Source organism: Pseudomonas sp. J380, assembly GCF_009827115.1.
GTDB classification, from domain to species: Bacteria; Pseudomonadota; Gammaproteobacteria; order Pseudomonadales; family Pseudomonadaceae; genus Aquipseudomonas; species Aquipseudomonas paracarnis.
Genome location: NZ_CP043060.1, coordinates 3725369 through 3748445, shown reverse-complemented (window position 1 = coordinate 3748445; position 23077 = coordinate 3725369). Strand labels below are relative to the sequence as shown.

Here is a 23077-nt window from a genome sequence, read left to right as displayed (position 1 = left end):
CGCTGTTATCGCAGCGCCGAAATTAACTCAAATCGGGGGTGGGGAGCTATAGGACAGCGAACGTGCCCTGTGCTTTTGCGACAAGTCTTTCGCTCTGATACACGTCGGCCTCGACCACCAGGGTGCGGCGACCGGCGTGGATCACCCGGCTGGTGCACAACACCTCACCGTCTTCCACGGCGCGGATATAGTTGATCTTGCATTCGATGGTGGCGCTCTGCTGGTCGAAACCATGGGCGCTGGAACAGGCCAGGCCCATGGTTATATCCACCAGGCTGAAAATCGCCCCGCCATGGAGCTTGCCCGCGCGGTTGCGCAGGTGCGGCTCCAGGGTCAGGGCCACCTCGGCAACGCCCTCTTCCAGGCGTTGCAGGCGGCAGCCGATCAGTTCGCTGAATGCGCTCTGGGTCAAACCGGCCGGAATTTCCATCAGCGCTTCTTCAACTGTTTAGCGTTGGCAAACAGCGACGCCATGGCGTTGTTGCTTGGCGCGGCGGTGGTGGTTTCCTTGCGCGGGGCGTTGCTCTGCGACTGGCGCGGCGCCGAACCGGGGCGAGCGCCACGGGCACCGTCGATTTTCTCGCCGGGGGTATCGCTCATGCGCATCGACAGGCCGACGCGTTTGCGTGGGATGTCGACTTCCATGACCTTGACCTTGACCACGTCACCGGCTTTCACCGCTTCACGTGGGTCCTTGATGAACTTCTCCGAAAGCGCGGAGATATGCACCAAACCGTCCTGATGCACGCCGATGTCCACGAACGCGCCGAAGTTGGTCACGTTGGTCACCACGCCTTCGAGGATCATGCCCGGTTGCAGGTCCTTGAGGTCTTCGACACCGTCCTGGAACTCGGCGGTCTTGAACTCCGGGCGCGGGTCGCGACCCGGTTTCTCCAGTTCTTGCAGGATATCGGTGATGGTCGGCACACCGAAGGTTTCGTCGGTGTACTTCTTCGGGTCCAGGCGCTTGAGGAACGCGGCATCACCAATCAACGAACGAATATCGCGGTCGGTTTCGGCGGCAATGCGTTGCACCAGCGGGTAGGCTTCCGGGTGAACCGCAGAGGCGTCCAGCGGGTTGTCGCCGTTCATTACGCGTAGGAAACCAGCAGCCTGTTCAAAGGTTTTTTCACCCAGGCGTGCGACCTTCTTCAGTGCGGCGCGGGTTTTGAACGCGCCGTTTTCGTCGCGATGGCTGACGATGTTCTGCGCCAGGGTGGCGTTGAGGCCGGAGATTCGCGCCAGCAGGGCCACGGATGCGGTGTTCACATCCACGCCCACGGCGTTTACGCAGTCTTCCACCACCGCATCCAGGCCGCGTGCCAGCTTCAGTTGCGACACGTCGTGCTGGTACTGGCCGACGCCGATGGATTTAGGGTCGATCTTCACCAGTTCGGCCAGCGGGTCTTGCAGGCGACGAGCGATGGACACTGCGCCACGGATCGACACGTCGAGGTCCGGGAATTCCTTGGAGGCCAGCTCCGAAGCCGAGTACACCGAAGCGCCTGCTTCGGAGACCATGACCTTGGTCATCTTCATGGCTGGGTATTTTTTGATCAGCTCGGCGGCCAGCTTGTCGGTTTCGCGGCTGGCGGTGCCGTTGCCGATGGCGATCAGGTCCACCGCGTGCTTGGCGCACAGGGCGGCCAGGATCGCGAGGGTCTGGTCCCACTTATTGTGCGGTACGTGTGGGTACACGGTGGCGTGGTCCAGCAGCTTGCCGGTGGCGTCGACCACCGCGACCTTGCAACCAGTGCGCAGGCCCGGGTCGAGGCCCAGGGTGGCACGCGGGCCAGCCGGTGCGGCCAACAGCAGGTCGTGCAGGTTATGGGCGAACACGTTGATCGCTTCGGTTTCGGCGCCGTCGCGCAACTCGCCCAGCAGGTCGGTTTCCAGGTGAGTGTAGAGCTTGACCTTCCAGGTCCAGCGCACCACTTCGCCGAGCCACTTGTCTGCCGGGCGGTTCTGGTTCTGGATGCCGAATTGTTGACCGATCATGCCTTCGCAGGGGTGCATGGTGCCCGGCAGCTCGTCACCGACTTTCAGCGCGGAGCTGAGAATGCCTTCGTTACGGCCGCGGAAAATCGCCAGGGCGCGGTGGGACGGCATGCTTTTGAGCGGCTCGTCGTGTTCGAAGTAGTCGCGGAACTTGGCGCCTTCTTCCTCTTTGCCGGCGATGACGCGGGCGCTGAGGATGGCTTCCTGCTTGAGGTAGGTACGCAGTTTTTCCAGGAGGCTGGCGTTTTCGGCGAAGCGCTCCATCAGGATGTACTTGGCGCCTTCGAGGGCGGCCTTGACGTCGGCGACGCCTTTTTCCGCGTCGATAAAACGGGCGGCTTCGGCTTCTGGCGTCAGCGAGGGGTCGTTGAACAGGCCATCGGCCAAGTCACCCAGGCCGGCTTCCAGGGCGATCTGGCCCTTTGTACGACGTTTCTGTTTGTACGGCAGGTAAAGGTCTTCGAGGCGGGTTTTGGTGTCGGCGAGCTTGATGTCGCGTTCCAGTTGCGGGGTCAACTTGCCCTGTTCCTCGATGCTGGCGAGGATGCTGATACGCCGTTCGTCGAGTTCTCGCAGGTAGCGCAGGCGCTCTTCCAGGTGCCGCAGTTGGGTGTCGTCGAGGCTGCCGGTCACTTCTTTTCGGTAACGGGCGATGAAGGGCACCGTGGAGCCTTCATCCAGTAGAGCGACGGCCGCTTCGACCTGTTGTGGGCGTACGCCGAGTTCCTCGGCGATGCGGCTGTTGATGCTGTCCATAAAACCACCTGAAATTCTTAAAATCAGCGCGCCGGCCCGTAAAAACAAGGCTCGGCGAGGCTGGTTGAGCGGCCCGACTGGCGCCGCTGCCTGGGTCAAGAGGCTGGCTATTGACCCTCGAAATCGAAAAAGTCACGACAAGCGGGTAAAAAAAGCCCGGCAGCAAACGGTAACGATCTGACGTTGCCCTGCACGGAGGCGCCGCATTATAACCAGCGTTCCGCCCTTGGGGGCTACTGCGCCGCAGCTTGTAGGGCGCGGGTTCGCTGGCAGTAGATGAAAAATCTGCTAACAATGCACACGGTGCGTATAACGGCAGCTACGCCATAATGCGCGCCGAGATAAGAGGAGCATCCAATGAGCAGCACCGCACAAACTGCTGAAGGCGAAAAAATTCTCATCGTTGATGACGATCCGGGGCTGAGCAGCCTGCTGGAGCGTTTTTTCAACTCCAAGGGCTATCGTGCCCGCGCGGTGCCGAACACCGAACAGATGGATCGTCTGTTAGGGCGTGAAGTTTTCAACCTGGTCGTACTCGACCTGATGTTGCCCGGTGAAGACGGCCTCACCGCCTGCAAGCGCCTGCGCGGTGCGAACAATCAGATCCCGATCATCATGCTCACCGCCAAGGGCGATGAACTGAGCCGCATCAAGGGGCTGGAGCTGGGCGCTGATGACTACCTGGCCAAGCCGTTCAATCCCGATGAGCTGATGGCGCGGGTCAAGGCCGTGTTGCGTCGCCAGGCACCGGCGGTACCGGGTGCACCGGGCAGCGAAGACGAAAGCGTCACCTTTGGCGATTACGAACTTTCGCTGGCCACCCGTGAGCTCAAGCGCGGTGAAGAAGTGCACATGCTCACCACCGGCGAATTCGCAGTGCTCAAGGCCCTGGTGATGAACGCTCGCCAGCCGCTGACCCGTGACAAGCTGATGAACCTGGCCCGTGGCCGGGAATGGGACGCCCTCGAGCGCTCCATCGACGTGCAGATTTCCCGATTGCGCCGGATGATCGAGCCAGACCCGTCCAAGCCGCGGTATATCCAGACGGTGTGGGGTGTGGGTTATGTGTTTGTGCCGGATGGCACCGCAACCAAGTGACCGATGATTTGCAGGGGCGGGTATCCTGGCGTTTGACTCCATGAGGGTCGACGGGATGCCCGGCGTCTGCAATTCTGCGAGCGCCGCTCGTTCCTGCAAGGTGTGCAGCTTTCATCTATGAAAACCCCGCTGTGGTTCCCACAAAGTTTCTTCTCCCGCACCCTCTGGCTGGTGCTTATTGTCGTTCTGTTTTCCAAGGCGCTCACGCTGGTTTATCTGTTGATGAACGAAGACGTGCTGGTGGACCGGCAGTACAGCCATGGTGTCGCCCTGACGTTGCGTGGCTATTGGGCGGTAGACCCTGAGAACCGCGAAAAAGTAGCCAAGGCGTCGACGCTGACGCGGGTTGACGGCGCTGGTGTGCCTGAAGGCGAGCAGCATTGGCCTTACAGCGAGATCTACCAGCGCCAGATGCAGGCCGAGTTGGGTGCCGACACCGAGGTGCGGCTGCGTATGCATGTTTCGCCTGCGCTGTGGGTGCGAGCGCCAAGCCTGGGGGATGCCTGGATCAAGGTTCCGCTTTATCCGCACCCGCTGCGGGGGCAAAAAATCTGGAACGTGTTGGGCTGGTTCCTGGCCATTGGCTTGCTTTCAACGGCGTCCGCGTGGATTTTCGTCCGCCAGCTCAACCAACCCCTCAAGCGCCTGGTGTTTGCCGCTCGCCAACTGGGCCAGGGGCGCAGTGTGCGCTTGCCGGTCAGCGACACGCCCAGTGAGATGACCGAGGTGTACGGCGCCTTCAACCAGATGGCAGAAGATGTCGAACAGGCTGGGCGCGAACGCGAGTTGATGCTGGCGGGGGTGTCCCATGACTTGCGCACGCCGCTGACGCGATTACGGTTGTCCCTGGAGTTGATGGGGGACCATACCGACCTCACCGATGACATGGTGCGCGACATCGAGGACATGGACGCTATTCTGGACCAGTTCCTGGCGTTCATCCGTGACGGGCGGGATGAAGTGGTCGAGGAGGTCGACCTCACCGACCTCGTGCGTGAGGTGGTTGCGCCCTATAACCAGAATGGTGAGCAGGTGCGCACGCGCCTGGAGCCGATCCAGCCGTTCGCATTACGCCGGGTGTCGATGAAGCGCCTGCTGAACAACTTGATTGGCAACGCCTTGCACCATGCCGGTTCCGATGTGGAAGTGGCGGCGTACGTTTCTGGCGACAGTGCCGCGCCTTACGTGGTGCTGAGCGTGATGGACCGTGGCACAGGAATCGACCCGGCTGAGCTGGAGGGTATCTTCAACCCCTTCACCCGTGGCGACCGCGCCCGAGGAGGCAAGGGTACCGGGTTGGGGCTGGCGATTGTGCGGCGGATCGCGTCGATGCATGGCGGCAATGTCGAGCTGCGCAACCGGGAAGGCGGTGGGTTGGAAGCGCGGGTGCGGCTGCCGCTGGGGTTGATGCTGCCTCGAGACGCTGTCTAACAAGCAATATGAATGCAAATGTGGGAGCTGGCTTGCCTGCGATAGCGGTAGTTCATTCAACGACGATGTTGAATGTACCGGCGTCATCGTAGGCAAGCCAGCTCCCACAGTGGTTTGCGGCGTGTGGCAGGTGTGGGTATTCAGCCCTTTCCCTTGGTCCGAGTCATATTCGGCCCGCCATTCTTTTCCAGATGCTGAATGATGATCCCCGCCACATCCTTACCGGTGGTGGTTTCGATCCCTTCCAGGCCAGGCGATGAGTTTACTTCCATCACCAGGGGGCCATGGTTGGAGCGCAGGATGTCCACACCCGCCACGCTCAGCCCCATCACCTTGGCCGCCCGTAGCGCGGTCATGCGCTCTTCCGGGGTGATCTTGATCAGGCTGGCGCTGCCGCCACGGTGCAGGTTGGAGCGGAACTCACCGGGCTTGGCCTGGCGCTTCATGGCTGCGATCACCTTGTCGCCCACCACGAAGCAGCGAATGTCCGCGCCGCCCGCTTCCTTGATGTACTCCTGCACCATGATGTTCTGCTTGAGGCCCATGAACGCCTCAATCACCGACTCCGCCGCCGTTGCTGTTTCACACAGCACCACCCCGATGCCCTGGGTGCCTTCCAGTACCTTGATCACCAGCGGTGCGCCATTGACCATCTCGATCAGGTCGGGAATGTCGTCCGGAGAGTGGGCAAAACCGGTGACCGGCAAACCGATACCCCGGCGCGACAGCAGTTGCAGGGAGCGCAGCTTGTCCCGCGAGCGCGCAATGGCCACGGATTCATTCAGCGGAAACACCCCCATCATTTCAAACTGGCGCAATACCGCGCAGCCATAGAACGTCACCGAAGCGCCGATACGCGGGATTACCGCATCAAAGCCTTCCAGGGGTTTGCCCCGGTAGTGGATCTGCGGCTTGTGGCTGGCAATGTTCATGTAGGCACGCAACGTGTCGATCACCACCATTTCATGGCCACGTTCAGTGCCGGCCTCGACCAGGCGACGGGTGGAATACAGACGCGGGTTTCGCGACAGCACAGCAATCTTCATGCAGCACCTGGGGCAGAAATAGTGGAGACCGGGAACACCGGCTTGTCTTGAACGTACTTGAGGCCTGGATTGACCACCAACTGGCCGTCAATCAGCGCCTTGGAGCCCAGCAGCAGGCGGTAACGCATGGCTTTGCGACAGGCGAGGGTGAACTCCACCCGCCATACCCGATCACCCAGGGCCAGGGTAGTGCTGATCACGTAGCGCACCTGTGCATGGCCGTTGGAGCTCTTGATGGTTTTCATCGTCACCAGGGGCGCTTCACAGCGGCGGTGACGTAGTTGCACCACGCTGCCCAGGTGCGCGGTAAAACGCACCCACTTTTCACCGTCGCGCTCAAAGGGCTCGATATCGGTGGCGTGCAGGCTTGAGGTACTGGCACCGGTGTCGATCTTCGCCCGCAGGCCCGCCACTCCCAAGTCGGGAAGTGCCACCCACTCACGCAGACCCACAACGGTCAAATGGTCAAATGTCTTCAATATGGTTAACCGGTCAATTCGCCCAGGCTTGAGGAGATACCTCAGCCAACGCTTTGAATGCAGGCTTGGCGAACCAGAAGCCCTGCATCAGAAATATTCCGCAGTCGGACAGGAAGTCGCGCTCGCCGGCACTTTCGATGCCCTCGGCGATGACAGTAACCCCCAACTGCTCACAGATTGTGACAATCCCCCGGACGATCACCTGACGGACACGATCCTGGTCGACATCGCGAATCAGCGCCATGTCGAGCTTGATCAAGTCAGGTTGGAAATCGGCCAGCAGGTTCAGCCCCGAATAGCCCGCGCCGAAATCGTCGATGGCGGTCTTGAAGCCGAATTCGCGGTATTCACGCAGAATATTCGTCAAATGGCGATAGTTATCTACGTGCTCGCTTTCCAGGGTCTCGAAAATCAGCCGGTCCAGCGGGAAATTGTGCGCCCGGGCGGCCTCCAGAGTGCTGCGGATACACAGTTCCGGACGATATACAGCATTGGGCATGAAGTTGATGGAAAGGTGAGTCTGCATGCCCAGGGCTGCGGCACCGGCGATGGCCTTGGTCCGGCAGCGCTGGTCGAAGCGGTAGCGATTGGTTTCGTTGACCTGAGCCAGCACCGACAGCGCGCCTTCTCCCTGGGGACCGCGCACCAAGGCTTCGTTGGCGAAGATCGAATGGTCACGCAGGTCTACGATAGGCTGGTAGGCGAACGCGAAATCGAACCCCAGAGGCTCGCTTTGCTGGCAACCCACGCACCGCTGGTTGGGCGAGGTGAGTGAGAGGGGAAAGTCGGTCACGGCGTATCCTCGCGAAAACAGGGTGCTACCTGGCGTATCTTAGGTGAGCCTTGGGGTTTATGCGTCGAAGGGTTTCAACGGTAAAGTTGCGACATTTTTCAGAGCGAGGAATTCAAGTGGCTCAAAAGCAGGAAGAGGAAGAGAAGGTCCGGCTGGACAAGTGGTTGTGGGCAGCGCGGTTCTACAAGACCCGCGCTCTGGCCAAGGCCGCTATCGAGAGCGGCAAGGTGCATCATCGCGGCGAGCGCTGCAAGCCGGGAAAGGAGCCGCGCGTCGGCGACGAGTTTCAGATTCGTACAGGCTTTGATGAAAAAACCATCGTAGTACAGGCGCTTTCCATCGTCCGCCGGGGCGCGCCTGAAGCGCAGGCACTGTATGCCGAGACCGAAGCCAGCATCGCCAAGCGCGAAAACGCTGCGGCCATGCGCAAGGCAGGGGCTTCAGGCCTGACCACTGACGGCAAGCCGAGCAAGAAGCAGCGCCGCGATCTGTTCAAGTTTCGCGGCAGCGGCAATGACGATTGATTGCACGAGTCGCCCATGCAAACTCGATCAAATGTGGAAGCGGGCTTGCCCGCGAATACGGTGGGTCAGGCACAGATGCATTGATTGACACCCCGCGTTCGCGAGCAAGCCCGCTCCCACTTTTAGCCCTGGGGGGTTACGGAGTTGTGCGCATGACACTCAACCGCCCAATAACGGGCAACTTGCTCAGTAGCCCGAAAAGCGGCGCCGTCATTCGCAACAAAGCGCCCGACACCTTCGCCGCAAACGGCGTGTAATACCCCCACCCCAGCGCCAACAGCGCCAGCAGTACGCCACCGATATAATCGTCCTGGCCCCAGTGCGCGCCGGCTACCAGCCGCGGCATCATGAACAGCAGCGCCAGGCCCCAGATCACCAGCACCTGGCCGATGCGCCGGGCGAACACGCTCATGAACATCGCCCAGATCAATAGCACCGAAGCATGGTCGCCGGGGAAGCTCTGGCTCGAGCGGTCCTTCAATTCCCAGGTTTTCTCCAGCCCTGGGAAAAAGTCGCTCATTTGAATCGCGCCGCTGATGACCATCGACGGGCTACTGTGCTGCCAGCCCATGTGCGCCGCGAGTTTGGAGAACAGCATGCGGATAAAAAGCAATAGCAGCAGAATGCCGAGGAAGCCAAAAAACGCCTGGCGCACCTGTACGGCCTTGAACACCCAGTCGCCGCGGATCAACAGCGCCAGCAAAATCACGCCGACCACTGCATCAAACGGCCGCAGGCTGGCCACGGCCCACACATGTAGCCAGGTCGAGTTCGTGGCCAATGGGCCATTGAGCAGATGAAACAGCCACTCGTCGAAAATCACACAGAGCATCTGGCCCGTGGGCCACAGCCAAAAACACAGCAGTCCGATAGCGAGTAGATTGCAAAGAGCCCATCGCCGGAGGTTCCAGTTGGCTTGGAACAAACCCGGATTGTTCATAAACTGTCCCTCATCGCTCTATTCAGCTCCTTGAATTCAGGAGAAGTCGCACCAAGATGGTGCTAAAGCGTTTAATTTTATAAACCTTGTAATCATTTTGTCATCACTTCAGATACCCAGACCTATGACTGATCTACCGGATACCGACTTCACCCAACGCTTCATCTTCGATGAGAGCGATGCCCGCGGCGAGATGGTTTCGTTGGAGCTCAGCTATGCCGAAGTCCTTGCCAAACATGCCTATCCGGAGCCGGTCGCGCAATTGCTCGGCGAGTTGATGGCCGCCGCGGCGCTGCTGGTGGGCACCATGAAGTTCGACGGTTTGCTGATCTTGCAGGCTCGTTCCGAAGGGCCAGTGCCCATGTTGATGATCGAGTGCTCGAGCGAGCGCGAGATCCGTGGCCTGGCCCGTTACGAGGCTGACCAGATTGCCGCAGATGCCACCTTGGCCGACCTGATGCCCAACGGCGTCCTGGCACTGACTGTCGACCCGACTGAAGGCCAGCGGTACCAGGGTATTGTCGACCTCGACGGCCAGACCCTGTCGGAATGCTTCACCAACTACTTCGTTATGTCCCAGCAAGTGGGCACCAAGTTCTGGCTTAACGCCGACGGCAAGCGCGCCCGTGGTTTGCTGGTGCAACAACTGCCGGCCGATCGCATCAAGGATGAGGATGATCGTGCCGAAAGCTGGCGGCATATCATCGCCTTGGCCGACACCTTGAAGGCCGAAGAACTGCTGGGCCTGGACAACGAAACCATCCTGCACCGCCTCTACCACGAAGAGGCCGTGCGCCTGTTCGACGCACAGGGCCTGCATTTTCACTGCAGTTGCTCGCGCGAGCGTTCCGGTAACGCGCTGGTCAGCCTGGGCCTGGAAGATGCGCAAAATCTGGTGGTGGAACATGGCGGCCATATCGAGATCGACTGCCAGTTCTGCAACCAGCGCTACCTGTTCGACGCGGCTGATGTAGCGCAATTGTTCGCCGGCGCAGGCAGCGACACCCCTTCCGACACCCGCCACTAAAACGTTTAAGCACAGGTAAATCACCTGACAAACGCCGGATTAGAGGTGTTCTGACGGGAGGGCCCTACTCTTTTTGGGCTTTTCTGGCATAATCCGGCCCACTTTTTTCGCGGTAGTAGTGCGCAACTTTCTACTACAAAACGTTTGGAGCACTCGGCCATAGGCCGACGGGGAACCTCATGACGCAAGCCAATAACGCCGTATACACCGATCTGAGTGTTGACGATCTGGTCAAAGAAGCCCTGCAGCGCGGTGAAGGCGTGCTTGCCGATACTGGCGCGCTGGTCGTAGAAACCGGTCACCGCACCGGTCGTTCGCCGGTTGACCGTTTCATCGTTGAAGAGCCTTCCACCCAGGACGCCATCGCCTGGGGCCCGATCAACCGCAAGTTCCCGGCCGACAAGTTCGATGCCCTGTGGGCTCGCGTCGAGGCGTTCAATAACGCGCAAGAGCATTTCGTTTCCCATGTTCACGTAGGGGCTGCAGAAGACCACTACCTGGCCGTGAAAATGACCACCCAGACTGCCTGGCAGAACCTGTTCGGTCGTTGCCTGTTCATCAACCCGGCCCAGTACAACCCGGCCGGTCGTGAAGAGTGGCAAGTGCTCAACGTGGCCAACTTCGAGTGCGTACCAGAGCGTGACGGTACCAACTCCGACGGTTGCGTGATCCTCAACTTCGCTCAGAAAAAAGTACTGATTGCCGGCATGCGTTACGCCGGTGAAATGAAAAAAGCCATGTTCTCGGTGCAGAACTTCCTGCTGCCGGCTGCCGACGTGCTGCCGATGCACTGCGCCGCCAACATTGGCGAAGCAGGCGATGTGACCCTGTTCTTCGGCCTGTCCGGCACTGGCAAGACCACCCTGTCCGCCGACGAAAGCCGTTACCTGATCGGTGACGACGAGCACGGCTGGGGCGAAGGCGTGGTGTTCAATATCGAAGGCGGTTGCTATGCCAAGTGCATCGACCTGTCCGAGAAGAACGAGCCGGTTATCTGGAAAGCTATCAAGCACGGCGCTGTGCTGGAAAACGTCGTGATCGACGAGGCCAAGCACGCCGACTACGCCGACGTCAGCCTGACCCAGAACAGCCGTGCCGCCTACCCGCTGGAGCACGTTGCCAAGCGTTCCGAGAAGAACCTGGGCGGCGAGCCAAACGCGGTGATCTTCCTGACCTGCGACCTGACCGGCGTACTGCCGCCTGTGTCGATCCTCAGCGAAGAACAAGCGGCCTACCACTTCCTGTCCGGCTACACCGCTCTGGTGGGCTCGACCGAAATGGGTTCGGGCAGCGGCATCAAGTCGACCTTCTCCACCTGCTTCGGCGCGCCGTTCTTCCCACGCCCGGCTGGCGAATACGCAGAGCTTCTGATCAAGCGTATCCGTGGTTTCGGCTCAAAGGTCTACCTGGTCAACACCGGCTGGACCGGCGGCGGCTACGGCGTCGGCAAACGCTTCAACATCCCGACCACTCGCGGCGTGATTGCAGCGATCCAGAGCGGTGCGTTGATCGGTGCGCAAACCGAACACCTGGACACCATCAACCTCGACGTGCCATTGGCCGTACCGGGCGTTGAAACCGGCCTGTTGAACCCACGCAACACCTGGGCTGACAAGGCTGCCTACGACGAAGCAGCGAAAGCTCTGGCTGGCCTGTTCATCGAAAACTTCAAGAAGTTTGAAGTCAGCGATGCGATCAAGGCGGCGGGTCCTAAGTTGTAAGATTCGCCGTTGTAAAAAAGCCGCCTCTTAGGCGGCTTTTTTATGGGCGATTAGTCGGCGATGTGCAGTACCACTGCACCGACCAGCACCAGTACAACGCCTGCGACCTGCACCGCTGACAAACGCTCCTTGAAAAATACAAACCCCAGGATCGCCGCGATCCCTCCAGAGAGCGTACTGATCACCGTCACCACCGACACCGAGCCGGCCATCGCGCCCCACGAAAATGCCGAGAACCCGCCGAGGTTCATCAAGCTCGCACCGGTCAACGTCGCGCAATTTTTCAGCGGCGGGATCTTCAAGCCATCCTTGATCTTCAGCACCATCACCACCAGCACGCACAAGCCCACCAGGTAACCCAGCCACAACATGGTGATTGGCCCCAGCGCTGGCAGTGTGTAGCGACCTTGCAGCCAGAAACTGGTGCCGTACAGGGTTGCGGCGGACATGGCGTAGGCAATGGACAGGCGCGGGTTGTTGTGAGGCGTACCGTTGTCCTTGTGAATGCTGGACAGCACAACGCCGATCACGCACAGGGCGATGCAGCCCAGTTGTATCAGGCTGATGTGTTCACCGCTGGCCCAGGACAGCAAGGTGGTCACGACCCCATAGGACGTCACCAATGGCGCGACGATGGCCGCTTTGCCCAAGGCAAAGGCTTTGGACAGCGCAAGGGCGCCGGACACCGTCAGCAGAGCGGCGGCGACGCCCAGGAGCCAAACGCTTAACGGTGCATCAAGGGATTTGAAAAGGAAGGCTGGGAAAATGACCAGCAGGAGGGTCATGATCAAAAAACCGAGGGCTTGGCCGAAATACACCGCGCGTTTTACGCCAACGGCTCGGGCGTTGAGGCCCACCAGAAAGTCCGTGCCGCCCCAGAGCAGGGCGGCCAGCAGGCCCATTGTTACGTCCATGTAAGGTCCTTGTTATTTATACGGCTCGCCAGATTAGCGCAGATCCAGTGTGGGAGCAGGCTTGCCCTAATACTGTAGGAGCGAGCTTGCTCGCGAAAAACGTCAACGATAACGCGTGCTTGCTGAATGAACGCGGCGCCTGTGAGTTTTTCGCGAGCAAGCTCGCTCCTACAAAAAATCCTTCATTGGATTCAGCTCAGGTTTTCCAGCGTCTGCGTGTCCCAGCGGTGGGTCTTGATCGCCAGGTAGAGCATGCCGATGGTCAGCGGAATCTTGTCACCACGGCCTTTGGCGCGACGCTTCAGGAACACGTCGAACACCGGCGGCTGGAAGTAACGATAAGCGTCGTAGTCGCTCAGGTCGACACCAAAATCCTGCTCCAGCGCCTCCATGAATTGCTTGGCCTCAGCACCATCGCACCCGAGGTCGAAGTTCAGTGAGGTGTGCAAGCCAATGGTCTTGTGTGTTGGCAAGCCGATTTCTTCATGCAGCAATTGCACAAGTTGCTGCATGGCAGGGTCTTCTGGGAAGTTGGGGGCCAGGTTCATGGTGGGGGCACGCAGGAGTGGGTGAGGGGGCCTGTCACGTTGCAGGCGGTATTTGTTTCGCGTGATGAAGAGAACCAAGCCTATCAAGAACAAGGCCAGGGGAAGAAGTTGAATGTTCAGGACAATGGCGATGTAGGGTAGCCAGAACAACAGAAGCAGTCCCGTTACGATGAAGGTAACGGCGAAACGCGTTCTTAACGTGCCGTCAGTGATTTTGTAATACAGCAGCAGATGGAGAGCGAACAATAGCGCTGTTTGTAGGTAAAGCCATTGACTAAAGTTCATCTGGAGTGCACATGCATTGTGACACTTGAGCGCTGCGGGCCTATGCCACCGCTGACCTGAGCATCCAGGCCGATGACGATGTCTGCGCTGTGAAAGTTGCGGATCCTGCGAGAAATCAAATCGCTGATAGCGTTCTCGACTATCGATTCTGCTTTGCTGGATATGATCCCGACAGGGGCTGCAACTGCGCCAGAAATGATTTCTTTTATGAGGTTGTTCCGATTGTTCAAGCTATCTGCGTGCTTCCTGGTCAGTGGCTTTGAGACGGCCACTGTCATGACGCAGGGTAGATCTCGGGCGAGCATCCTTTCGTACAACTTCTGAAGCCGCAAGCGGACCTCTATCGCTGAAGCTTTTGCTTCCAGCAAGCAAAGTGTGGCTAGCTCTTGTCGATTGCTTGGCATCACGGTGAGTCGAATTACCGTGAAAGTGATGCCATAGTGGCCGATATATTGAGTCCTTTCGATGTTCACGGTTTTTTCCGAGACAGTTGATAGGAGGTTATGTTCAGTCGGCTACGCGTAACTGGTATAGAGGGTTGAACGGGTATTTGAAGCAGTTTGGGAAACGGATGGCGTGACGTTTGGCAGTATCTTACAAAAGCCTCCGGCATTTATGGCTTGCAACGATGTGATGGGTAAAGCTGATCAGTTGTAGGAGCGAGCTTGCTCGCGAAAAACTCAAGGGCGCCGCGTTTTTTCTGATTTACCGCGTCATCGTTGGCGATTTTCACGAGCAAGCTCGCTCCTACACAGGTGTTGCTTAGACTTGCGCTTGTTCAGGTTGCAGCTGAACGTGTTGCGCGGCTTCCAACAAATCACAGCCGTCCTGAACGAGCAGGTACAGCGCATTAATGATGTGGGAAATGTCTTTGAGGTCAGCGTGTTCGAAGGTCAGGCAAGAGAAAGTTTCCAATCAGTCGCTGGCGGCGCGGATACGCTGGTGGGCGGCGGATTGGATGTCTTTGGCTGATGCTTGAGTGTCGATGAGAAGCGGGTGACAGGCGATCAAGGTCGTAGGGCGGCGGAAAGAGTGGAAGGTTGCCTACGGCGATTTCGGATAATTCCCGCTCGGCCTGGTGCAGGCGTGCCTCATCGAGCAAATGGAGGCGGTTGCGCAGAGTGCTGCTACCGGGGTAGCAGTATGGGGCCTGGCCCACCCCGTATTTGTCGAGCATCAGCTAGAGGTGTTGCGGTACTTGGCAAGGACGGCTTCGCGTGTCGGCAGGGGTTTGTCGACGTCGGTCGGTTGGGTATCGAACCCTTCCAGGCGCAGGCTGGCCAAGTAATTGGAACGCCGGATCTTGTGATAGTGATCCTGTTTTTGCTCAAACGTCAGTTCGCTCATTGCTGCGTCCTCTTGGAAAGCAAGGCTTGAATGTAGCGCAATGCGTAGCTCGGTAGGCGGGATAAAACGCCCGTCACAACTTGTATAAAAAATCTGCCAGCGAGCTCATTTCAGCGTATGTTTCACCGCAAAATCTTGTAGGGCGATTCCGCCCACTACTTAAAGGGAGTTAAGCATGGGTTTGCTTCGTGTCGCCTCGGCGATGTCTTTGTGTGCGGTGGCGTTTTCTGCCCAGGCCGAGCAGTTGCCGATTGAAGTGCTGAGCGCGGTGGTCAAGGACCAGAAAATCGCCGATGCCGAGGTGCTGCTGCAACGTAATGGCGCGCAGAACGTGGTGGGCCGTACCAACGCGCAAGGCCAGGTAACGCTGACCAGTGAAGCGGCTGACGATGCCAGCAACCTGCTGATCATCAAGAAGCCTGGCTATTCCAACCTGGTGGTGAAGTGCCCGTGCAAAGGCATGACCTATGCCATCAGCCCGGTGATGGAAAATCTCGACGGCCTGCGTGTAGTGTTGACCTGGGGCAAGGCTCCGCGCGACCTCGACTCCCATATGATCTTCCCCGGCAATAACATCTTCTTCAACAATAAAAAGGGCACCGACGCCGAACTGGACGTGGATGACACCGATAGCTATGGCCCGGAGACCATCACCCTGCAGAAAAAGCATTACGGCGAAAGCTACGTCTATGCCGTGCACGACTATTCCAACAGCGGCTCTCCCACTTCCAGCGAGTTGTCCAACAGTGAGGCCAAGGTGTTCGTGTACATGGGGCAATCCCTGGTACGCACTTACTATGTGCCGCAGAACCGCACGGGCAACCTGTGGACCGTGTTCCGCATGACCGGCAGTGGCGACTTCCAGGACATCAACACCTTCACCGGCGTGAGAGTCGGCGCCGAAGATGTACTCAACGAGGTCAAGCCGTTGCTGGACGACAGCGTTGCCGCCACCGCCGTGACGGTGAGCTCGTCGGTACAGGCCGATGCGAAGAGGCTGAACCTCAAGGGCGAAGCGGCCTACCAGGCCGGTAACCTGGACCAGGCCATCGACTTCTTCCGTCAAGCCATCGAGCTGGATAACAGCTTCGGCAAGGCTTACGGCAACCTGGGCCTGGCGTATCAGAAAGCCGGCAATACCGCGGAGTCGATCTGGGCCAACCGCAAGGCTATCGCCCTGGCCACCGGTACCAATGCCGCGACTGTGCGCGCCGGTGCCTACTACAACATTGCACGCATCTACGAAGCGGCCGGGCAGTTCCCGGATGCGCTGCGTCATTACCAGTTGGCCAAGGAGCAAAAGGCCAACCCGGTGTATGACACGGCGATCGAGCGGGTGCAAAACCGCTGATTCAGCAGTAGCACGGTTTTAAAATGTGGGAGAGGGCTAGCCAGCTCCCACATTTGTATCTGCTGCGTCTTGTTACTTTCTCGGAAAAGTCCCACTTCGGCCCTGAGCCATCCTTCCCTCTGTGTATCATCCTGTCTCTTTTTTCCTCGCGACCTTTCTCGATTCGCTGAGAATCCCGGGCTATGTTTTTGAGCCAACTCAGCGGTCAATGGAGTGACAGCCTTATGCACGACACCCTCCAGCAGGTCTTTGGTTACCCACACTTTCGCTTGGGCCAGGAAGAGACGGTCAGCGCCGTGCTGGCTGGGCGATCTGCCGCCGCCATTTTCCCTACGGGGTCGGGCAAATCCTTGTGTTACCAGCTGTCGGCCGTGTTGCTGCCGCACCTGACGCTGGTGGTGTCGCCGTTGCTGGCGTTGATGCAGGACCAGTTGGGTTTCCTGCAGCGCCACGGCATTTCGGCGGGCAGTATCGACTCGGCCCAGAGCCGTGATGAGGCCAATGATGTAATGGCCCGTGCGCGATCGGGCGAGCTCAAGATTCTGATGATTTCCGTGGAGCGTTTGAAGAACGAGCGTTTCCGTAATTTCCTGAACAGCGTGCAGATCTCGTTGCTGGTGGTAGACGAGGCGCACTGTATCTCCGAATGGGGCCACAACTTCCGCCCGGATTATTTGAAGCTGCCGGACTACCAGCGCCAGTTCAACATCCCTCAGGCGCTGTTGCTGACGGCCACGGCCACGCCCCAGGTGATCGCCGACATGCAGGCCAAGTTCGCCATTGCTGCCGAAGATGTAGTGACCACGGGCTTCTATCGCCCCAACCTCAACCTGCTGGTGGAACCGGTCAGCGGCCACGACAAACGCCGCAGGCTGCTGGAATGGATGAAAGCGCGGGCCAACCAGCCGAGTATTGTCTACGTCACCTTGCAGAAAACCGCCGAACAGATTTCCGAGCATCTGAACCGCCACGGTATTCAGGCCGAGACTTATCACGCGGGGCTGCCCCATGAAAAACGCGAAGGTATCCAGCAGCGTTTCATGGGCGGGCGTTCCAATTGCATTGTCGCAACTATCGCGTTTGGCATGGGCATCGACAAGAGTGACATCCGCAATGTCGTGCACTTCGACCTGCCCAAGTCAATCGAGAACTACAGCCAGGAAATCGGCCGCGCAGGGCGTGACGGGCAGCCGTCGGATTGCCTGGTGTTGGCCAACCGCGACAGCCTCAATGTGCTGGAAAACTTCGTGTACGGTGATACGCCGGAGCAGGACGGCATTTTGCGCGTACTGGAGGAATTGCAGGCCGCGCGTAGTGAAGGGCAGTGGGAGTTCCTGCTCAGGTCGCTGTCGGACCACAGCAATATTCGCGAGTTGCCGCTCAAGACGCTCCTGGTGCAGTTGGAGCTCAAGGGCGTGATCGCGCCGCGCTATGCGTTTTATGCGGAATACCGTTTCAAATACCTGATCGAACCCGAAGCCTTGCTGGCGCGTTTTTCCGGCGAGCGGCAGCAGTTTGTCGCGGCGATCATCCAGGTGTGCAAGCGCGCTAAAACCTGGGCGACGGTCGATTTCGATGCGCTTTATCAACAGCACAATGCCGAGCGTAGTCGGGTGGTGAAGGCACTGGATTATTTTCAGGAGCAGGGCCTGATCGAGCTCGAAAGCAAGCAGATGACTGAGGTCTACAGTTTGCTCGACACCCATTTCGACCCCCACGCGTTAAGCGCCGAGTTATACACAGGCTTCAAGCAGCATGAGGTGACGGAGGTCGCGCGGATTCACGCCATGCTCGACCTGTTAGCCACCGACCACTGCCTGGGGCAACGTCTGGCGCACTACTTTGGTGATGATAATGCGCCCCGGCGTTGCGGGCATTGTTCGGTATGCCACGGCCAGGTCGCCCATCTGCCGGCGCCGCCGAGCTTGCCGCCGCTTGTGGATAAAAACTTCATGGGGCTGTGCGGTGATTTTATCCACAGGCATCATGAGCACACGGGGCACTTGCCGAATGCGGAGCGTTTGACGCGTTTCCTTGGCGGTATCAGCGTACCGTTGTTTACCAAGTTGAAGGCGCGAGGCATTCCCGGTTTTGCTGCGCTGGAAGACTACCCCTACGCCGAGGTGCGCGACTGGGCCCATGCTCAATTGGATCAACTTTGATGAGACTTGCCGATGCCTGACTCAACGCCTGTGCGCGACGATTACCGCCACTTCCAACCGATCACCACGCGTTGGCACGACAACGATGCCTACGGCCATGTGAATAACGTCACTTACTACAGCTTCTTCGATACAGCCGTTAATACCTACCTGATCGAACAGGGCGGGTTGGATATTCATGACGGTGAAGTGGTGGGGTTTGTGGTGAGTTCGGCCTGCGATTACTTCGCCTCGATCGCTTTTCCCGAGTGCATTGAGGTCGGTCTGCGGGTGGGCAAGCTGGGCAATAGCTCGGTGCAGTATGAGCTGGCGGTATTCAAGGCGGGTGAGGAGGAGGCGCGTGCGGCGGGGCGCTTTGTCCATGTGTTTGTGGACCGAGCCTCGAACCAGCCAGTGCCGATTCCGGGAATGTTGCGCGAAGCGATGCAGCGGCTGCTGGTTTGACGCACCTACAAGCAATACAGACCAAATGTGGGAGCCGGGCTTGCCCGCGATGGCGCAGTATCAGGCAGTACGTCTAAACCTGATTCACTGCTATCGCGGGCAAGCCCGGCTCCCACATCGGATGTGTTCGTCAGAGCGCGGGTTTATCAGTCGCGATAACGATGCTTGTTCTTGCGATGCCCATAGGCATGGCCGCGACCTGGGTGGCCATCGCGGTAGTAGCGACGATCATCACGGTCGCGATCGCGGTAATGGCGGCTGTCGCGATCACTTTCGTTACCCATGTAGTTGCCTAGCGCGCCGCCCGCGCCACCGCCGGCTGCGGAGCCGATCAGTGCACCGGTGCTGCCGCCAACGCTGCGCCCTACGACGTTACCGCCGGCTGCGCCCAGTGCGCCACCAATGGCGGCTTCGCCACGGCTACGTTTGTCGGCGCCGACTGCACTACCGCCTGCGCCGCCCAGGGCCGCGCCAATGGTCGAACCGGTGTTGCCGCCCAACTGCTGGCCGACAACAGAACCTAGTACCCCACCCAATGCGCCGCCTACACCGGCTTCGGTGGTGCCGCCTGCCATGGCTGCGCCACTGACCAGGCCAAGGGACAACAAGAGAATCGAGGAGAACTTCATTCAGGGAAACCTCAAGGGATGACGGCGCGATCCTGAGGTTGTATCGAGGCGCTGACAATCGAAATCCGACCGGCGGCAGAGGTTGTATACAATTTGCTAAGTTGCTGTTTTGTATGGGGAACTTAAGTCGTTTTTACGGGTCTTTAGCTACTTCGGAACGGCCGTTTTTATGCAAAAGCGGCCTTTTTTTGTGCCTGCAGAATGTGCGGTGCTTGTGCTGGCCTCTTCGCGGGCAAGCCCGCTCCCACATCAGATCGGTCCACACAGTCTCAATGGTGAACCCATCCCAGTGTGGGAGCGGGCTTGCCCGCGAAAGCGTTAGTTCAAGCAACACATATCTCGGATCGAGTCAGGCCGAGCGCGCCATGATCAACCCACTGTCACTCGCCGCTTCCAAGCGAATCGCAACAAACTTGGACGTTGGCGTATGGCTACCGTCGCCAGTGCTTTCCAACGGCACCAACGGGTTCACTTCGGGGTAGTAAGCCGCCGCCTGCCCCGCCGGAATATCAAATGCCAGCAGCGTAAAGCCCTTCACGCGGCGCTCACGACCGTCTTCCCACAGCGACACGATGTCTGCCTTCTGCCCCGGCTTGAAGCCCAGGCGGATGATGTCGGCTTCGTTGACGAACAGCACGTCACGCTGGCCTTTGACCCCGCGATAACGGTCGTCCAGGCCGTAGATGGTGGTGTTGTACTGATCATGGGAGCGCATTGACTGCATGATCAGGTCCGGCACCCGGCCCGTGGCGTGGGTGCGCTCGTGGATCAGGTCTTTGGGCAAGATGTTCGGGCGGAAGTTGGCGCGACCTGACGGAGTGTTCCAGCGCCGTGCGCCGGCGGAGTTGCCCAGATAGAAACCGCCTGGATGCTTGATCTTCTCGTTGAAGTCCTTGAAGCCTGGGATGGTGTCGGCGATCAGGTCGCGGATGCGCCCATAGTCGGCCACCAGCCAGTTCCAATCCACGGGCTTGCTGCCCAGAGTGGCGGCAGCAATGCCCGCCAGGATCGCCGGCTCGGACTTCATCAGTTTCGACAGCGGTTGCAGTTGGCCGTTGGAGCCGTGGACCATGCTGAACGAGTCTTCCACCGTCACCGCTTGCGGGCCGTCGGCCTGGATGTCGATGTCGGTGCGGCCCAGGCACGGCAGGATCAACGCATCTTTACCGTGCATCAGGTGGCTGCGGTTGAGCTTGGTGCTGATCTGCACGGTCAGGTCGCAATTTCGCAGCGCTTCAAAGGTACGCGTGCTGTCTGGCGTGGCTTGGGCAAAGTTGCCGCCCAGGCCGATAAAGACTTTGGAGCGGCCTTCAAGCATGGCGTGAATCGCTTCCACCACGTTATGGCCATTGTCGCGAGGCACCTGGAACTGGAAACGACGCTCCAGCCCGTCCAGAAACGCCACCGGTGGGCGTTCGTTGATGCCCATGGTGCGGTCGCCCTGTACGTTACTGTGGCCACGCACCGGGCACAGCCCGGCACCTGGGCGGCCGATATTGCCGCGCAGCAGCATCAGGTTGGCGATTTCCTGGATGGTCGGCACCGAGTGGCGGTGCTGGGTAATCCCCATCGCCCAGCACATGATTACACTCTTGCCTTTGGCGTACATGCGTGCCGCTTGCTCGATCTCCACCAGGGTCAGGCCGGACTGCTCGACGATCTCCTCCCACGAGGTATCGTCGATCTGACCCAGGTATTCCAGGACGTTGGCAGTGTGCTCATTGAGGAAGTCGTGGTCGAACACCGCTTCCTTGCCTTCGGCCAGGGCTTGGCGTTCCCACAGCAGCAGGAACTTGGCCATGCCACGCAAGATAGCCATATCGCCACCCAGCGCCGGGCGGAAGTAGGCGGTGTTGGTCGGCTTGTCGCCGTTGGTGAGCATTTCCAGCGGATGTTGCGGGTGCTGGAAGCGCTCCAGGCCGCGCTCTTTCAGGGGGTTGATACACACCACCTGAGCGCCGCGTTTCACCGCTTCGCGCAGCGGCTCGAGCATGCGTGGGTGGTTGGTGCCGGGGTTCTGGCCCCAGACGAAAATGGCATCGGCATGTTCGAAGTCATCAAAGGTTACGGTACCTTTGCCCACCCCGACACTCTGCGCCAGGGCTACGCCGCTGGCTTCGTGGCACATGTTCGAGCAGTCCGGGAAGTTGTTGGTGCCAAAGGCGCGTACGAACAACTGGTACAGGTAGGCGGCTTCGTTGCTGGCGCGGCCCGAGGTGTAGAACTCGGCCATGTTCGGGCTGGGCAGCGCGTTGAGGTGCTTGCCGATCAGGTCGAACGCCGCATCCCAACTGATGGGCAGGTAGCGATCGGTCTCGGCGTCATAGCGCATTGGCTCCGTCAGGCGGCCCTGGTACTCCAGCCAGTAGTCGCTTTGCTCCAGCAACGCCGTGACGCTGTGCTTGGCGAAGAAGGCCGCATCGACGCGGCGCTTGGTGGCTTCCCAGTTGACCGCCTTGGCGCCGTTTTCGCAGAACTTGACCATGCCGCTTTCCGGCGAGTCGCCCCAGGCGCAGCCCGGGCAGTCGAAGCCGCCGTTCTGATTTGTCTTGAGCATCATGCGCAGGTTTTTGAGGGCGTTGTCACTGGTCAGCCAGGCTTGCGCCACACTGATCAGGGCGCCCCAGCCACCGGCTGGGCCTTTATAGGGCTTGTAGCGTGGGGTGGGGGTCTGGTCGGCTTGGTGGTGAAGGCTCATGGCTGGTGCTCCATCGCAGGGCTATAGACCCGTGGCGCGCTTTTTTGCGGCAGGTGGATGAGGTTGAGGTTGTGCCGGCGTGCCCATTGCAGGGCCAGGCCGGTGGGCGACGACAGGCTGACCAGGGTCTGGATACCCGCGCGCAAGACTTTCTGAATCAATTCGAGGCTGCAGCGGCTGGTAACAATCGCCAGGCCGCCGTCGGTCGGAATCTTTTGGCGGATCAACGCGCCAATCAATTTATCCAGGGCGTTATGCCGGCCGATGTCTTCGCGACCCATCAGCAATTCCCCCTGGCTGTTCATAAAAACCGCCGCGTGCACGGCGCCGCTGTGCTGGCCCAGGGGTTGGAACGCGCTGATACGCTGGCGCAGGCCGTCGAGCCACTGCGCCGGCGGCAAGGGCGCGCCGGGCAGTACCTGGAGGTCGGGCAATGCTTGCTCTACCGCTTCCACGCCACACAGGCCGCAGCCGCTGGTGCCCGCCAATTGGCGGCGTTGCTGCTTGAGGTTCCAGAACGCACGGCTGGACACCTGAACCTGGGCGTACTGGGCTGCGCCCGAACCGCTGATTTTCAGGTCATAAATATCGTTAACGTCGGTGATAATGCCGCTGCCGAGGCTGAAACCTACAATGAAGTCTTCCAGGTCCGTAGGCGTCACCAGCATCACCGCCTGGCTGATATCGTTGTAGGCAATCGCCAACGCCACCTCTTCGGCCAGCGCAGTGCTGGCGACTTCAGTGTGTTCAAGATTGCAATAGTGATAGCTCTGGCTGGCGACGGGCGCGGTCGATTCGAGAGCGGGCGCCGCGCAGTGAGGGCGCTTGGCGTTCATGGGGCAGTACCACCGGCGGATTGATCAGTGATTAGACTAGGCGCGACAAA

Annotated in this window: 21 protein-coding genes and 2 pseudogenes; 8 read left to right on the top strand and 15 right to left on the bottom strand. The window is 59.5% G+C overall.

All coding sequences use genetic code 11. The features are described 5' to 3' along the window. Positions 1 to 46: 46 nt before the first annotated feature. Together FXO12_RS16970 and FXO12_RS16965 are read right to left on the bottom strand one after the other, a co-directional pair. Positions 47 to 430 (bottom strand): PaaI family thioesterase, encoded by a 384-nt coding sequence (locus FXO12_RS16970; protein WP_052199927.1) that lies wholly within the window; start codon positions 428 to 430, stop codon positions 47 to 49. Beyond that, on the bottom strand, positions 430 to 2754 hold the full coding sequence (locus tag FXO12_RS16965; protein ID WP_057975357.1) for a Tex family protein: 2325 nt from the start codon (positions 2752 to 2754) through the stop codon (positions 430 to 432). The genes FXO12_RS16970 and FXO12_RS16965 overlap by 1 nt, the downstream gene beginning before the upstream one ends. Before the next feature lie 357 nt (positions 2755 to 3111). Between FXO12_RS16965 and ompR the strand changes: the two genes are divergently transcribed. Together ompR and FXO12_RS16955 are read left to right on the top strand one after the other, a co-directional pair. Further along, entirely contained in the window at positions 3112 to 3852 is a 741-nt protein-coding gene (ompR, locus tag FXO12_RS16960; protein WP_003187669.1) for a two-component system response regulator OmpR, read from the top strand. A 117-nt stretch (positions 3853 to 3969) separates the two neighbouring features. After that, positions 3970 to 5283, top strand: coding sequence for an ATP-binding protein (locus tag FXO12_RS16955; RefSeq protein ID WP_003187671.1), 1314 nt, complete (start codon positions 3970 to 3972; stop codon positions 5281 to 5283). Positions 5284 to 5423: 140 nt separating this feature from the next. Here FXO12_RS16955 and rimK read toward each other — a convergent pair whose 3' ends face one another. The 3 genes from rimK to FXO12_RS16940 all read right to left on the bottom strand — a co-directional run bounded on the left by rimK (position 5424) and on the right by FXO12_RS16940 (position 7601). After that, a complete protein-coding gene (gene rimK / locus FXO12_RS16950) occupies positions 5424 to 6329 on the bottom strand; it encodes a 30S ribosomal protein S6--L-glutamate ligase (RefSeq protein ID WP_003187674.1) in 906 nt (301 codons plus the stop codon). Continuing rightward, positions 6326 to 6742, bottom strand: coding sequence for an ATP-dependent zinc protease (locus tag FXO12_RS16945; protein WP_229999889.1), 417 nt, complete (start codon positions 6740 to 6742; stop codon positions 6326 to 6328). The genes rimK and FXO12_RS16945 overlap by 4 nt, the downstream gene beginning before the upstream one ends. 79 nt (positions 6743 to 6821) lie before the next feature. Beyond that, complete coding sequence (locus FXO12_RS16940) at positions 6822 to 7601, bottom strand: EAL domain-containing protein (protein ID WP_054896652.1); 780 nt, start codon at positions 7599 to 7601, stop codon at positions 6822 to 6824. Positions 7602 to 7717: 116 nt separating this feature from the next. Here FXO12_RS16940 and FXO12_RS16935 point away from each other — a divergent pair, with 116 nt between their 5' ends. Continuing rightward, complete coding sequence (locus FXO12_RS16935; RefSeq protein WP_003236026.1) at positions 7718 to 8125, top strand: RNA-binding S4 domain-containing protein; 408 nt, start codon at positions 7718 to 7720, stop codon at positions 8123 to 8125. A 136-nt stretch (positions 8126 to 8261) separates the two neighbouring features. Here the strand turns inward: FXO12_RS16935 and FXO12_RS16930 are convergent, their stop codons facing one another. After that, positions 8262 to 9065, bottom strand: a complete 804-nt coding sequence (locus FXO12_RS16930) for a phosphatase PAP2 family protein (protein WP_034125497.1) — start codon at positions 9063 to 9065, stop codon at positions 8262 to 8264. 124 nt (positions 9066 to 9189) lie between these two features. On the opposite strand from FXO12_RS16930, the gene hslO reads away from it, so the two are divergent. Together hslO and FXO12_RS16920 are read left to right on the top strand one after the other, a co-directional pair. After that, positions 9190 to 10092, top strand: a complete 903-nt coding sequence (hslO, locus tag FXO12_RS16925) for an Hsp33 family molecular chaperone HslO (RefSeq protein ID WP_054920269.1) — start codon at positions 9190 to 9192, stop codon at positions 10090 to 10092. Between the two features lie 179 nt (positions 10093 to 10271). After that, positions 10272 to 11813 carry a phosphoenolpyruvate carboxykinase gene (locus FXO12_RS16920; RefSeq protein WP_005783824.1) on the top strand — a complete coding sequence of 514 codons (1542 nt, stop codon included), beginning with the start codon at positions 10272 to 10274 and terminating at the stop codon, positions 11811 to 11813. Positions 11814 to 11863: 50 nt separating this feature from the next. Here the strand turns inward: FXO12_RS16920 and FXO12_RS16915 are convergent, their stop codons facing one another. From FXO12_RS16915 to FXO12_RS16895, 6 genes and pseudogenes are all read right to left on the bottom strand, one after another. After that, positions 11864 to 12727, bottom strand: a complete 864-nt coding sequence (locus FXO12_RS16915; protein ID WP_229999887.1) for a DMT family transporter — start codon at positions 12725 to 12727, stop codon at positions 11864 to 11866. 191 nt (positions 12728 to 12918) lie between these two features. Further along, a complete protein-coding gene (locus FXO12_RS16910; protein WP_034125858.1) occupies positions 12919 to 13275 on the bottom strand; it encodes a DUF1493 family protein in 357 nt (118 codons plus the stop codon). Positions 13276 to 13556: 281 nt separating this feature from the next. Continuing rightward, positions 13557 to 14033 (bottom strand): hypothetical protein, encoded by a 477-nt coding sequence (locus FXO12_RS16905; protein WP_057975358.1) that lies wholly within the window; start codon positions 14031 to 14033, stop codon positions 13557 to 13559. Between the two features lie 289 nt (positions 14034 to 14322). Continuing rightward, positions 14323 to 14571 (bottom strand): annotated as a pseudogene (locus tag FXO12_RS29045) (hypothetical protein). Then, positions 14546 to 14737: pseudogene (locus FXO12_RS29040) on the bottom strand (cell filamentation protein Fic); the annotation flags it as partial. The pseudogenes FXO12_RS29040 and FXO12_RS29045, both read right to left, overlap by 26 nt. Next, positions 14737 to 14907, bottom strand: coding sequence for a YhfG family protein (locus FXO12_RS16895; RefSeq protein WP_087149535.1), 171 nt, complete (start codon positions 14905 to 14907; stop codon positions 14737 to 14739). The gene FXO12_RS16895 and the pseudogene FXO12_RS29040, both read right to left, overlap by 1 nt. 175 nt (positions 14908 to 15082) lie before the next feature. Between FXO12_RS16895 and FXO12_RS16890 the strand changes: the two genes are divergently transcribed. From FXO12_RS16890 to FXO12_RS16880, 3 genes are all read left to right on the top strand, one after another. Next, positions 15083 to 16258, top strand: coding sequence for a tetratricopeptide repeat protein (locus FXO12_RS16890; RefSeq protein ID WP_057975359.1), 1176 nt, complete (start codon positions 15083 to 15085; stop codon positions 16256 to 16258). A gap of 224 nt (positions 16259 to 16482) precedes the next feature. Beyond that, the gene (locus FXO12_RS16885; protein ID WP_057975360.1) at positions 16483 to 18420 is read left to right on the top strand and encodes an ATP-dependent DNA helicase RecQ; all 1938 of its coding nucleotides are present in this window, start codon (positions 16483 to 16485) and stop codon (positions 18418 to 18420) included. Between the two features lie 12 nt (positions 18421 to 18432). After that, positions 18433 to 18864, top strand: a complete 432-nt coding sequence (locus FXO12_RS16880; RefSeq protein ID WP_054896645.1) for a thioesterase family protein — start codon at positions 18433 to 18435, stop codon at positions 18862 to 18864. A gap of 146 nt (positions 18865 to 19010) precedes the next feature. Here the strand turns inward: FXO12_RS16880 and FXO12_RS16875 are convergent, their stop codons facing one another. From FXO12_RS16875 to fdhD, 3 genes are all read right to left on the bottom strand, one after another. After that, the gene (locus FXO12_RS16875; protein WP_034125502.1) at positions 19011 to 19493 is read right to left on the bottom strand and encodes a glycine zipper domain-containing protein; all 483 of its coding nucleotides are present in this window, start codon (positions 19491 to 19493) and stop codon (positions 19011 to 19013) included. A 349-nt stretch (positions 19494 to 19842) separates the two neighbouring features. Then, positions 19843 to 22191 (bottom strand): FdhF/YdeP family oxidoreductase, encoded by a 2349-nt coding sequence (locus FXO12_RS16870; protein WP_057975361.1) that lies wholly within the window; start codon positions 22189 to 22191, stop codon positions 19843 to 19845. Next, on the bottom strand, positions 22188 to 23027 hold the full coding sequence (gene fdhD, locus FXO12_RS16865) for a formate dehydrogenase accessory sulfurtransferase FdhD (RefSeq protein ID WP_003187702.1): 840 nt from the start codon (positions 23025 to 23027) through the stop codon (positions 22188 to 22190). The genes FXO12_RS16870 and fdhD overlap by 4 nt, the downstream gene beginning before the upstream one ends. Positions 23028 to 23077 lie beyond the last annotated feature (50 nt).